This window comes from Pararhizobium sp. O133, assembly GCF_051669845.1.
In the GTDB taxonomy this organism is placed as follows: Bacteria; Pseudomonadota; Alphaproteobacteria; order Rhizobiales; family Rhizobiaceae; genus Pararhizobium.
The window spans coordinates 35,600-48,501 of the sequence record NZ_CP196428.1 but is presented as its reverse complement, the minus strand read 5'-3'; the positions used below and the strand labels follow the sequence as shown (position 1 = coordinate 48,501).

Annotated in this window: 11 protein-coding genes; 3 read left to right on the top strand and 8 right to left on the bottom strand. The window is 59.6% G+C overall.

Translation table 11 applies throughout. The annotated features are described in order from the left end of the window. Window positions 1–138 precede the first annotated feature (138 nt). The 4 genes from ACST81_RS25105 to ACST81_RS25090 all read right to left on the bottom strand — a co-directional run bounded on the left by ACST81_RS25105 (window position 139) and on the right by ACST81_RS25090 (window position 4,323). Window positions 139–1,644 carry a tripartite tricarboxylate transporter permease gene (locus ACST81_RS25105; protein ID WP_269703813.1) on the bottom strand — a complete coding sequence of 502 codons (1,506 nt, stop codon included), beginning with the start codon at window positions 1,642–1,644 and terminating at the stop codon, window positions 139–141. Window positions 1,645–1,657: 13 nt separating this feature from the next. Next, a complete protein-coding gene (locus tag ACST81_RS25100) occupies window positions 1,658–2,125 on the bottom strand; it encodes a tripartite tricarboxylate transporter TctB family protein (protein ID WP_269703803.1) in 468 nt (155 codons plus the stop codon). Window positions 2,126–2,164: 39 nt separating this feature from the next. Then, complete coding sequence (locus tag ACST81_RS25095) at window positions 2,165–3,241, bottom strand: tartrate dehydrogenase (protein WP_283159216.1); 1,077 nt, start codon at window positions 3,239–3,241, stop codon at window positions 2,165–2,167. A gap of 113 nt (window positions 3,242–3,354) precedes the next feature. Continuing rightward, window positions 3,355–4,323, bottom strand: coding sequence for a tripartite tricarboxylate transporter substrate binding protein BugD (locus tag ACST81_RS25090; protein ID WP_269704317.1), 969 nt, complete (start codon window positions 4,321–4,323; stop codon window positions 3,355–3,357). Window positions 4,324–4,470: 147 nt separating this feature from the next. On the opposite strand from ACST81_RS25090, the gene ACST81_RS25085 reads away from it, so the two are divergent. Then, window positions 4,471–5,214, top strand: a complete 744-nt coding sequence (locus tag ACST81_RS25085) for a GntR family transcriptional regulator (protein WP_269704319.1) — start codon at window positions 4,471–4,473, stop codon at window positions 5,212–5,214. Here ACST81_RS25085 and pyk read toward each other — a convergent pair. Genes pyk through ACST81_RS25065 form a run of 4 tightly spaced genes read right to left on the bottom strand, consistent with a single transcriptional unit; the run spans window position 5,200 to window position 10,339 of the window. Beyond that, window positions 5,200–6,648, bottom strand: a complete 1,449-nt coding sequence (gene pyk, locus ACST81_RS25080) for a pyruvate kinase (RefSeq protein ID WP_269704321.1) — start codon at window positions 6,646–6,648, stop codon at window positions 5,200–5,202. The genes ACST81_RS25085 and pyk overlap by 15 nt on opposite strands. An 8-nt stretch (window positions 6,649–6,656) precedes the next feature. Next, window positions 6,657–7,925 (bottom strand): glycerate kinase type-2 family protein, encoded by a 1,269-nt coding sequence (locus tag ACST81_RS25075; RefSeq protein WP_269704323.1) that lies wholly within the window; start codon window positions 7,923–7,925, stop codon window positions 6,657–6,659. After that, entirely contained in the window at window positions 7,922–9,016 is a 1,095-nt protein-coding gene (locus tag ACST81_RS25070) for a tartrate dehydrogenase (protein ID WP_283159215.1), read from the bottom strand. The genes ACST81_RS25075 and ACST81_RS25070 overlap by 4 nt, the downstream gene beginning before the upstream one ends. A gap of 21 nt (window positions 9,017–9,037) precedes the next feature. After that, window positions 9,038–10,339, bottom strand: a complete 1,302-nt coding sequence (locus ACST81_RS25065) for an MFS transporter (RefSeq protein ID WP_269703719.1) — start codon at window positions 10,337–10,339, stop codon at window positions 9,038–9,040. Window positions 10,340–10,462: 123 nt separating this feature from the next. Here ACST81_RS25065 and ACST81_RS25060 point away from each other — a divergent pair, with 123 nt between their 5' ends. Together ACST81_RS25060 and ACST81_RS25055 are read left to right on the top strand one after the other, a co-directional pair. Continuing rightward, complete coding sequence (locus ACST81_RS25060; protein ID WP_269703717.1) at window positions 10,463–11,377, top strand: LysR family transcriptional regulator; 915 nt, start codon at window positions 10,463–10,465, stop codon at window positions 11,375–11,377. Between the two features lie 156 nt (window positions 11,378–11,533). After that, entirely contained in the window at window positions 11,534–12,700 is a 1,167-nt protein-coding gene (locus tag ACST81_RS25055) for an IS110 family transposase (protein WP_269703715.1), read from the top strand. Window positions 12,701–12,902 lie beyond the last annotated feature (202 nt).

The window sequence follows — 12,902 nt, the reverse complement described above, 5'->3', positions numbered from 1 at the left end:
AATCTTTAAGCCGTCGGCATAGCCACGATTATGGAAACTAAGAGAAATCATACCATTCGGCGTTCACTAAGGAAGGTAGCTCCCCCACCCATAACTTGATAACTCGCCTTGGGCCCGAGGACATGAAAATGTCCGGCATCAGTCATCCTCCACGAACACCTGATCGCGCTTGGAACGTATCGACGGTAGGAGCGCTAGGAATACGCAGACCAGACCCATACCGAGCAGCGACGCCGCGATAGGGTTTGTGATGAACACCGTCGCGTCGCCGCGCGAGATGATCATCGCTCGACGGAGATGCTCCTCGAGCAGAGGGCCAAGAACGAAGCCCAAGAGAAGCGGTGCTGGTTCGCAGCCCACACGGATCAGGACATAGCCGAGTATGCCGGAGATGATGATCGCATAGACGTCAAACGGATTGTTGTTGATCGAATAGCATCCGATCGAGGCAAAAATCACGATGGCCGGGAACAGCATACGGTAGGGGATGGTCAGCATCTTCACCCACAGGCCGATCAGCGGCAGGTTGAGGATGACGAGCAGCAAATTGCCGATCCACATCGAAGCAATGATACCCCAGAACAGCGCCGGCTGGCTCGTAATGACGTCCGGTCCGGGCGTGATCCCCTGCAGGATGAAGGCGCCGACGATGAGTGCCATGACCGGATGGGCCGGAATGCCGAGGGTGAGCAACGGAATAAAGGATGTCTGTGCCGCGGCGTTGTTGGCGCTTTCAGGGCCCGCCACGCCCTCGATCGCACCGTGACCGAACTCTGACGGATTTTTCGACAGGTTCTTTTCGGCCGAGTAGCTGGCGAAGGACGCCAGTACGTGGCCGCCGCCCGGCAATACGCCGAGAAGCGAGCCAAGCGCCGTTCCCCGCAGGACAGGGCCGATAATCCGCCGAAAATCATCTTTCGTCAGCCAAAGGTTCGTGACGTGCTTTACCCCGACTTCGCGCGTGTGTTCAGCCTGAAGGTTGCGGAAGATTTCGGAGACCCCGAAGATGCCGACGGCAATCGAGACGAAGTTGATCCCCTGTGACAATTCCAGGCGACCAAATGTGAAGCGCTCCTCGCCCGTATAGATGTCCTGGCCTACCGTCCCAAGGAGCAAGCCGATTACGATCATGCCCAGCGCCTTCAGCACTGAACCGTGAGCGAGCGAGATCGAAACGAGAAGCCCGAGAACGATCAGGGCAAAATATTCCGGTGCACCAAATTCAAGCGCGATAGAAGCAAGCGGCGGAGCGGCGATTGCCAACAATAAGGTTGCGGCGCAGCCCGCGAAGAACGATCCGAGCGCTGCAGTTGCCAATGCTTGACCAGCGCGCCCCTTTCGGGCCATCTGATAGCCATCGATCGCAGTCACGGCGGAAGAGCTCTCCCCGGGCAGGTTAATGAGGATTGCCGTCGTGGACCCACCGTATTGGGCGCCGTAATAGATGCCCGACAGCATGATCAGCGACGTGACCGGCGAGAAGGTGAAAGTGATCGGCAAGAGCATTGCGATCGTCGCCGTCGGCCCGATACCTGGTAGAACGCCAACAAGTGTTCCGAGCAGCACTCCAACAAAACACCAGACGATGTTTATCGGCGTGAGGGCCGTTTCAAAGCCGAGGGCAAGATTCGAGACAAGATCCATCATGGCTGGCACCTCAAAGTCCGAAGACCGGCCCGAAAGCCGGGATGGAAATTGCCAACCCCACTTTAAAGACCAGATAGCAAAGAGTGGCGATGACGGCGGCCATCATAGCCGCCGATACCAGCGAGTTTCGGCGAGACGCGAGCGCTGTCATGAACGTGCAAAGAAGGACGACGGGTACGAGTCCAAGATCCCGGGCTCCGGCTGCAAAGATGGCAAGTGCGAGACAGATGAGGACGATTCCACGCCAGGCAACGGCACCATCGTTTGGCTCCGGTTCACTGCGCAAACCATCGAGGCAGATGACGCTGCCCAGTGCGGCCAAGACGAACGCTAGAACGACCGGAAAAAAGCCCGGCCCCATCTGTGTCGCGGTCCCGAACTCATACCGCAGACCCTGCGCAGCGAATGCGGCTGCGATAGCAATGAATATGCCACCGGCAATCAGGTTTCTCCGGGTGTGCTTTTCGAGTGTAGCCATGGTCTCCTCCCTCTGGCCTCCTCTGACGGTTCCTCCCGTTCAGATGATATTGGACCCTGCGATTGCGTTGCATACGGCATCGGTGACCTGTTTGGTGTTGGCGGTGCCCCCGACATCAGGGGTCAGGATGCCTGCTTCGGTCACGCGCTCGACGGCACTCATCAGCCGCGCCGCGGCCTCGCGTTCGCCGAGATGCTCAAGCATCTGCGCCGCCGTCCAGAAGGTGGCGATCGGGTTGGCGATGCCCTTGCCGGTGATGTCGAAGGCCGAGCCGTGGATCGGTTCGAACATCGACGGGAAGCGACGCTCCGGATCGATGTTGGCGGTCGGCGCGACGCCGAGCGAGCCGGCCAGCGCACCGGCCAGATCCGACAGGATGTCGGCATGCAGATTGGTCGCCACGATCGTATCCAACGTATCCGGCTTCAGCGTCATGCGCACTGTCATCGCATCGACAAGCATCTTGTCCCAGGTGACGTCCGGGAATTCCTTCGACACCTCCGCGGCGATCTCGTCCCACATCACCATGCCATGGCGCTGGGCGTTCGACTTGGTGACGACGGTCAGCAGTTTGCGTGGACGCTCCTGGGCCAACTTGAAGGCGTAGCGCATGATGCGGGTGACGCCGACGCGGGTGAAGATCGCCACTTCCGTGCCGACCTCTTCCGGCAGGCCCCTATGGGCGCGGCCGCCATGGCCGGAATACTCGCCTTCGGAATTCTCCCGCACGATCACCCAGTCGAGATCGCCTGGGCCGCAATTGCGCAAGGGCGGCGTGATGCCGGGCAGGATCTTCGTCGGGCGCACATTGGCGTATTGGTCGAACCCCTGGCAGATCGGCAGGCGCAGGCCCCAGAGCGTGATATGGTCGGGAACGTCCGGGGCGCCGACTGCTCCGAAAAAGATCGCGTCGAACTTCTTCAGATTCTCCAGCCCGTCGGCGGGCATCATTACGCCATGTTTCTTGTAATAGTCCGAACCCCAGTCGAAGGTCTCGGAGTGGATCCTGAAGTCACCGCTTCGCTGTTCCAGCGCCTCCAGAACCTGAAGACCCGCCGCTATCACCTCAGGGCCAATCCCATCCGCGGGGATCGCTGCAATCTTGTATTCACGCATGGGAAGCTCCTATTGGAGGATATCGCGCTCAGCATCAAGCGCCGGGTTCATGGCTCGTTGTCATGACGAGTGACGGGTCGGCGGCGCATTGCCAGCCGCCGACCCAACTGAGCTTACTTGCCGCTCTCGTTGATCAGCTTCGTCAGTCGCTCGACTTCAGACACGAACTTCTGGTCAAGTGCCGCCGGTGTCGCTAGGTCTTCCGAAACTGGTGCGGTTCCAAGGCTTGCAAAACGCTCGATCACGACCGGATCCTTGAGTGCGGCGCGGAGCGCGTCTGCGAGCTTGTTGCGGATGGCTTCAGGCGTTTCCTTGGGCGCCCAGAGCGCATGCCAGGCGCTGAGTTCGAACCCTTGCAGGCCGCTCTCCGCGACGGTCGGAAGATCCGGCAGAACGCCGATCCGCGCTTTCGTCGTGATCGCATAGGGATGAACTTCGCCGGCCTTGATCTGGGTCATCGTATTGGTCGTCTGGTCGCAGGCGAGATCGATGCGGCCGCCGATGAGATCGGTCATCGCGGGACCCATGCCCTTGTAAGGTACCAGTGTGATCTTGGTGTCGAGGGCATCCTGCAGCAACCTGCCGCAGAGATCGGAAACGGCACCCGTGCCGGCGGTCCCGAAGGTGACGGCAGGCCCGTTCGCCTTCACATATGAAACGAGATCGGTGAACGTCTTCGGCTCGAAGTCCTTCCTGCCGACGACCGTCATCGGGACCTCGGTAATCAGCCCGACGCTCGAAAAGTCTTCGATCGGCTTGTAGGTCAGGTTCGGGTAAAGTGCAGCGAAGGTTGCTACGCCGATATGGTAGAGCAGCAACCGGTAGCCATCGGGGTCGGCCTGCGCCACTGTTGCGGCACCAAGAGAGCCGCCGGCGCCGCCCATGTTTTCGATCAGCACCTGCTGGCCAAGGGTCTTGGACATCGACTGTGCCACCAGGCGCGCCACGGTATCACTCGGTCCACCTGCGGCTGCAGGCACCACGATTGTGATGGGTCGATCAGGATAATTCTCCTGCGCCAGCACCATATGGCTGGACATGGCAAACAGGACACCTGTGAGGGACAACAGTACCTTTTTCATCGCGCTTCCTCCCTGAGATCGCGAAGGATGCCTCCACATCCTTTTCCATGCTAGCTTGCATGCAAGTTTACATTTATTTATGCGCGCCGGTTTGTCAAGCTCCGAGAGAGCGGCTATAACGAGCCTTGACACAGCGACAGGCAGTTCATGATCAAGACGATCGACATTCCCGGAGCCGCGCCACGCGATCCGGCCACAGAACAGAATTCAGCAAACTCCGACATTAACGGTTCGGGTAGGGTTTCTGCCGCCTATCTAGCCATCAAGGATGCGATACGCTCCAACGCCTTTCCCCCCGGGTATCAAGCCGCGGAAATTGAAATTGCACGTCAGCTCGGCATGAGCCGAACCCCGGTGCACGAAGCCATGGCGCGACTGCAGGAAGACGGACTGGTCCGGATACTTCCCAAGAAGGGCATCATCATCTGCGCCCTGTCTCCCGCGGATATCGAAGAGATCTACGAAGTCATCACCGCGCTCGAGGGTGCAGCGGCGGCACGGCTCGCCCGATTGCCGATAGAGGAACGCGCACCGGTCATCCAGCTTCTGAAGGCCGCCACGAAGCGGATGATTGAGGCATTGGCGGACAATGACCTTCCACGATGGGCTGTCGCCGATGAGGATTTTCATCACACCCTCGTAACTGAGAGCGGAAACAGCCGCCTCATGCGGATGGCGGGGACCGTCGCCGATCAATTGCATCGCGCCCGCATGTTCACCCTCAACCTACGGCCCTTGCCGCTGCACTCGGCCGGTGAGCATCGGGAAATCATAGAGGCAATCGAGCAGGGTGATGGGGATGCTGCAAGCCGCGCCGCACGGCTGCACCGCAAACACGCGCATGACGCACTCATCCCCCTTATCGCTCGATACAATCTACGCAACCTCTAGGTTGTCGGTTGCGGCGATCTGCACAACGCGGAGATTGTTGGTGCTGCCCCTTTGCGCGAATGGAAATCCCGCCACGATGACAATGTGATCGGAGGGACTTGCCAGCTTTGCTTCCTTCACCGCCTGTTGCGCATGAAGCAGCGACGCCTCATAGGTGTGGACATCTTGTGATCGCACGCCGACCACCCCCCAGAACATGTTGAGCCGGCGCGCGACTTGTTCGGACGGAGTGAGCGCCAGAATTGGCAATGCCGGTCTAGCACGCGAGATTCTGGCCGCGGTTGTTCCGCTCGATGTATAGGCCACCACAACCGGCGATCCCAGGGCCACGGCAACGTTGGCGGCCGCAGTGGCAACCGCATGCGGCGGTGATTGAGCGACATCGGGCTCCGTTGCCTCAAGGATCGGCCGGTAGTGCTTGTGCTTCTCCGTCTTCTCGATGATCCGGTTCATCATTTCGACCGCCTCCACCGGAAAGGCGCCTGTTGCGGACTCAGCCGAAAGCATGACCGCATCCGCCCCATCATAGATGGCACCAGCAACGTCCGAGGCCTCAGCACGCGTCGGCGTTGGCGAACTGACCATCGAGTCGAGCATCTGTGTGGCAACAATCACCGGCTTGGCCGCTAGGCGGCATGCGCGGATGATTTCCTTCTGTTTACCCGGCACATCCTCCGGCGGGATCTCGACGCCGAGATCGCCTCGCGCAACCATGATGCCGTCCGAAAGCCTAACAATATCGTCGATGTCATCGAAGGCAGACGGTTTCTCGATTTTAGCAATGAGGCCAGCCCTGTCTCCAACGAGGGACCGGGCTTCCATCATGTCGCGTGCACGCTGGACAAAAGAAAGCGCGACCCAATCGACGCCAAGCTCGAGCCCGAATTCCAGGTCCTCACGATCTTTCACCGTGAGCGGGGAAATGTCGAGGATAGCGCCGGGCACGTTGACACCCTTGCGGTTCGACAAGGCGCCTCCATTGAGGACCTCGCAAACAAGCCGCCCGTCCACCTCCTCCATGATCCGGACTTTTATTCTACCGTCGTCGATCAGGAGGTCCATCCCGGGCACCGCCACCTCGAAGATTTCCTGATGTGGTAGCGGAATGTCGTTCATTCCGTCGCCACCCTCGCGGCCAAGGATAAATCCGATGGTGGATCCACGTGCGAGATCGAGCCTGCCATGTGCCAGAACTCCGATCCGGATCTTCGGACCCTGAAGATCCTGCAGCACGGCGATAGCAGCATCATGCTCCTGCTCGAGAGTTCGGATGTTCCTGTAGACTTCCGCGTGATCGGCCCGGGCACCATGGCTGAAATTCAAGCGAAACGTATCGACACCGGCGAGAAACAGCGAGCGAAGCATGTCGGGCGAACTTGACGCCGGTCCGACCGTCGCGACGATCTTCGATCGCCGGTTGTTGCGTATGAACATGTTCAAACCTAACCTATGAGAATTGCGCGGATGTCGTTGACGTTCGTGAGCGTTGGGCCTGTGACCACCAGGTCGCCGATGGCCTTGAAGGCCGTGTAACTATCGTGGGCAGACAAGGTCGCCCGTGGATCGATACCAGCATCACGCATTCGGATAAGACTGTCCGGCGCGACCAGCGCCCCCGCAGCATCCTCGACACCGTCGATACCATCGGTGTCACCGGCGATGGCCCAGATGCCGGAAGCTCCCTTGAGGGCAACAGCAAGGCTGAGAAGGAATTCCGTATTTCTTCCACCTCGCCCCTCGGTCATGGCACCAAGGGAAACGGTACCCTCACCACCGGACAGGATGACGGCAGGTGCTGCTACAGGCAGGCCCTTCTCGCGGGCGGAGAGTGCGATGCCTGCCATGACACGCCCCATTTCGCGAGCCTCACCTTCCAGGGCATCTCCGAGGATCAGTGGACGCAAACCGGCTTCCAGCGCGGCCGCGGCGGCCGCATCGAGCGCTATCGAGGGGGCAGCAACCAGCCGAATCTTGCCTGCAACCTCCCCTGCCTTCGGTGTCTCGTTTCCTTGCGCCAGCACTGCGCGCGCAGAATCGGGCAGGACAATGCCGTAGCGGGCGACGATGGCTGCTGCGTCTGCCAAAGTGGTAGGATCCGCGACCGTTGGACCCGAGGCAATCTCCGATGGATCGTCACCCGGCACGTCGGAGATGACCAGTGTCACCAGTTTTGCCGGCAGTGCTGCGCGGGCCAGATGTCCTCCCTTGATAGTGGAAAGATGCTTGCGGACGGTATTCATCTCGGAGATGGTGGCACCGCTGGCAAGCAGCGCCTGATTGACCGCTCGTTTGTCGGCCAAAGTCATCTTGCCCGCAGGCGAGACAAGTAATGACGAACCGCCGCCGGAGATGAGAGCCACCACGAGATCGTCCGGACTAAGGCCCTGGAGGGCGGCGAAAATCTTCTCTGCAGCCTTGATGCTCATCTCATCCGGGACGGGGTGGGAGGCCTCCAGGATTTCGATGCGCCCCGCCGGAACGGCGTGGCCGTAGCGAGTGACCACGATGCCCGAGAGATCGACATCGGGCCAGGCGGCGTCGACCGCGGCCGCCATAGCAGCCGACGCCTTGCCCGCTCCCACCACAACGCAGCGACCTCTGGGACGCTCTGGGAGGTTGTTGACAACAGCTATTTTCGGATCCGCGCTGGCAACGGCTGCGTCGAAAATTCGACGCAGCACCTGGCGAGCGGACACATCGTTCCAGGTCATTCTGCAGCGGCCATCTTCAAGATATTGGACCCTGCGATTGCGTTGCATACGGCATCGGTGACCTGTTTGGTGTTGGCGGTGCCCCCGACATCAGGGGTCAGGATGCCTGCTTCGGTCACGCGCTCGACGGCACTCATCAGCCGCGCCGCGGCCTCGCGTTCGCCGAGATGCTCAAGCATCTGCGCCGCCGTCCAGAAGGTGGCGATCGGGTTGGCGATGCCCTTGCCGGTGATGTCGAAGGCCGAGCCGTGGATCGGTTCGAACATCGACGGGAAGCGACGCTCCGGATCGATGTTGGCGGTCGGCGCGACGCCGAGCGAGCCGGCCAGCGCACCGGCCAGATCCGACAGGATGTCGGCATGCAGATTGGTCGCCACGATCGTATCCAACGTATCCGGCTTCAGCGTCATGCGCACTGTCATCGCATCGACAAGCATCTTGTCCCAGGTGACGTCCGGGAATTCCTTCGACACCTCCGCGGCGATCTCGTCCCACATCACCATGCCATGGCGCTGGGCGTTCGACTTGGTGACGACGGTCAGCAGTTTGCGTGGACGCTCCTGGGCCAACTTGAAGGCGTAGCGCATGATGCGGGTGACGCCGACGCGGGTGAAGATCGCCACTTCCGTGCCGACCTCTTCCGGCAGGCCCCTATGGGCGCGGCCGCCATGGCCGGAATACTCGCCTTCGGAATTCTCCCGCACGATCACCCAGTCGAGATCGCCTGGGCCGCAATTGCGCAAGGGCGGCGTGATGCCGGGCAGGATCTTCGTCGGGCGCACATTGGCGTATTGGTCGAACCCCTGGCAGATCGGCAGGCGCAGGCCCCAGAGCGTGATATGGTCGGGAACGTCCGGGGCGCCGACTGCTCCGAAAAAGATCGCGTCGAACTTCTTCAGATTCTCCAGCCCGTCGGCGGGCATCATTACGCCATGTTTCTTGTAATAGTCCGAACCCCAGTCGAAGGTCTCGGAGTGGATCCTGAAGTCACCGCTTCGCTGTTCCAGCGCCTCCAGAACCTGAAGACCCGCCGCTATCACCTCAGGGCCAATCCCATCCGCGGGGATCGCTGCAATCTTGTATTCACGCATGTCTTTTCTCCACTTTGAGATTTAACGATGTTGGACCGGGGCGACTTTGCCCCCGTTTTCCGGTGCGGTGCGCGACAACACGAGCGTCACGATCGCGGATACGACCAGCAGACCGGCGACGAAGTAGAGCCCGCCCGCAAAGCTGCCCGTAGTGTCCTTGATCCAGCCGATTATCGAGGGGCCGACGAAGCCGCCCAGGTTACCGACCGAGTTGATGGTAGCGATACCGGCTGCAGCCGCTGGTCCAGACAGGAAGAGCGTGGGCATGCTCCAGAGCGGCGGCTTCGAGCAGCTAATGCCGATATTAACCAGCGTCAGCGCAATAAGGACGGTCAAGACGCTTGTCGCACCCGTGGCAAAGGCAAGCCCGACTGCCGCAAGCAGACAAGCGCCGACCACATGCCAGGTCCGTTCACCGGTCTTGTCGGAATGACGTGCCCAGAGAACCATTGCAACAACTGCGAAGATGCCCGGTACCGCGTTGATGAAGCCGACCTGAAGGGATGACAGGCCGAACTCCTTGATGATCTGCGGCGCCCAGATGCCAAGGGTGTAAAGACCGGCGGACGTGCCGAAATAGACAAGGGCGAGTGCGATGACCCGGATGTCGGCGAGCCCTGCCAGGATGCTGTGGCTGGCCTTGCCCTTTGCGGCCTGCTCTGCGTTCATAGTCTTAACAAGCCAGTTGCGCTCATCTTCCGAGAGCCACTTGGCTTTTTCCGGACGGTCGGTCAGGTAAAAGAGGACGACGACGCCGAGGATGACCGCAGGAGCGGCTTCAATCAGGAACATCCATTGCCAGCCTGCAAGACCGAGGAATCCATGCATCTCCATAAGCGCTCCGGAGATCGGCGAACCGAGCACGGTCGACAGCGGGGCTGCGGCCATGAAAATCGCGGTCACTGCCGCACGTCGACGAGCCGGGAACCAGAAGCTCAGGTAGAGGATAATCCCGGGAAAAAAGCCTGCCTCGGCGACGCCGAGCAGGAAGCGCAAAGCATAGAAACTGGTTGTTCCCTGCACAAAGGCCATAAGGCCGGAAACGATCCCCCAGGTGATCATGACGCGGGCAATCCAGATGCGCGCACCGACTTTGTTGAGAATGAGGTTGGACGGAACTTCGAACAGGAAGTAGCCGACGAAAAAGATGCCTGCTCCGATACCGAAGACGGTCGACGAAAAACCGAGGTCTTGATTCATGGTCAATGCGGCGAAACCGATATTCACCCGGTCCAGGAATGCTACAAAATAAAGCAGCATAATAAATGGCACGATGCGCAGAGTGATTTTGCGCAGAACGCGCGTCTCCAGGTCGCTGTTCATAGCGAACTCCTCCCAATGATCCGTTGGGCGCACCTCCTGCGCCTTTGGGGAGGACGTTAATTCGTACTTTTCTCCCAAGCGACAATGCTTCAATTATATAATTAAATGATATAAGGGCATGTCATGGAACTGGAACAATTAAAATGCTTCGTCGCTGCGGCCGAAGAACTGCATTTCGGTAGGGCTGCGCAGAAAATGGGAATGCTACCTGCATCGCTGGGACGGCATTTAAGACTGTTGGAGGAGTCGCTCGGCACTCGCCTCATGTCTCGGACAACCCGAAGTGTCGCCCTGACCGAAGATGGAGTCGCCCTGCTAGAGGAGGTGAGGCCCCTTCTTCATCGTCTCCAGACACTTGCGGAAGAGTTTCGATCAAGGAAAACTCAGCAGGCGACCGTGCTCCGCATAGGTGCAATAGACAGCGCTGCAGCAGGTCTTATACCGCCGCTGCTGCATGATTTTCGGGAGCGATGCCCCGGGATCATCACGCAACTTGTCGAAGACAAATCGATACGTCTCATTCCAAAACTGATTGCCGGGCGTTTGGATATCGTCTTCATTCGACCTCGAGACGGACTGAACCGGAACCTGGATATTCGCACCCTCACGCAGGAAACACCCGTTATTGCACTGCCTATCACGCATCCGCTCGCGACCCGCGAGCGGATCTCCGTCGATGAACTGCGCGACGAGCCCCTCATCGTTCCAGAGCGTCGCTCTCGCCCGCACAGCTATGACCTGACCATGAAACTTTTCGAGGACGCCGGACTACACCCGCGCATCGCCCAGATTGCTGACGAGAAACAAACGATTATCAACCTCGTTGCGGCAGGTATCGGATCTGCCATCGTCCCCCGCTGGACCGCGAAACTCGCGGTATCCGGGGTGACCTTCGTTCCCCTCATGACGGTTGGCGGCATTTCACTCCGGAAACTGCCTCTTGCCGCAGCCTGGGCAAGAGCTGTTCGTGATCCCGGACGCGACCAGTTGCTGGAACTTCTCGACACAAATATCGACCGATATGCCGAGCAGGCGTAGGATCCCGCCCCTCCGTACCATCTGCCTCTACCCGATACCGATAGAGAGGCGGGCGCCAACATCTGGTTCCTCTTCGCCTTGAGATCCCATCAGGGGTGAGTAGCGGCCTGCACAGTGGCAGAGTGAGGTCGCTAGAAAACTCTCTGGAGGCCAATCATGCCGATAACAGCAGATCGAACTCAAGCACAGACCGCTACCCCCGTTGATCTTGGCGCAATTTTCGTCTCGTTGGAATTGAGCAAATCGACGTGGCTTGTAACGGCTTTGTCGCCGGGAAGCGAGAAGATGTCCCGCCATACCGTCGCAGGAGGCGACACCGCTGGATTATTCTCGTGTTTTGCCGCACTTCGCCAAAAAGCCCAGCGGCGTCAGGAGAAGCAGTACCCGCTGGTGGTGATCCAGGAGGCTGGACTTGATGGCTTTTGGCTAGGACGGGTACTAAGCAAGGAAACCTGGATTGAGAGCCACATTGTAGAGGCCGCGTCCATTGCCATGCCCCGCCGCCATCGCCGGGCAAAAACGGATCGCATCGACGGCGAAACGCTGATCCGGGCCTTGATGGCTTGGAAACGTGGCGAGCCGCGTGCGTGCTCAATGGTCAAGCTCCTCACACCTGAGGAGGACGATAATCGTCGGATCGGACGGGAGCGAAAGACACTGGTTGCCGAACGTGTCTTCCACGTCAATCGCATCAAGGGGCTACTCTTCACGCAAGGAATACGAGAATACGAACCTCTAAATCGCGACCGTCGGCAACGTCTGGACGAGCTGCGAACAGGAGATGGCCGTCCGCTTGCAAAGCATTTGAAAGCGGAAATCTGTAGAGAGCTTGATCGCCTCGAATTGTTGCTCACCCAAATCAAGGCCGTAGAAGCAGAACGAGATGCTTTGATCGTCCACGAGACGCCGGAAACGCCGGTGGGCGCGACCGCTCTTTTGGGCATAAGAGGAATTGGTCCGGAGTTTGCTACGATACTCTACACGGAAGGTCTGTTCCGACACTTCGACAATCGACGGCAAATCGCCTCCTACGCTGGCCTCGCCCCCTCCCCTTGGCAAAGCGGCAATGTCAATCGCGAACAAGGGGTCTCGAAGGCGGGAAATCCGCGACTGCGAGCGACAATGGTCGAGCTCGCCTGGCTATGGTTGCGGCATCAACCGAGTTCGGCACTGACCTGCTGGTTTAAGGAGCGTATCGCTCGCAACGGCGGCCGTCTGAAGAAGCCGATGATTGTGGCTTTGGCCCGCAAGCTGCTCGTTGCACTCTGGAAATATGTGAGCTCCGGCGTTGTGATCGAAGGTGCAATCATGAAAGCCGCCTGACACGCGAAACGGCTGCGAAAGCAAATTCTAATCCTCAGGGTGTGATCAGCCCTGTCGGATCCAGGTGAACGGACCGGGATTCCTTTTGGCTTAAACCGCCGGTCTTGAGATTGGTCCCGTTCTCCTGAGCCCGCGCCCGCGAAAGCGGGAAATTGGTGCCTGCCGCCAAGAGCGGCGACCGGATGTGAGGTTGTACAGGCGC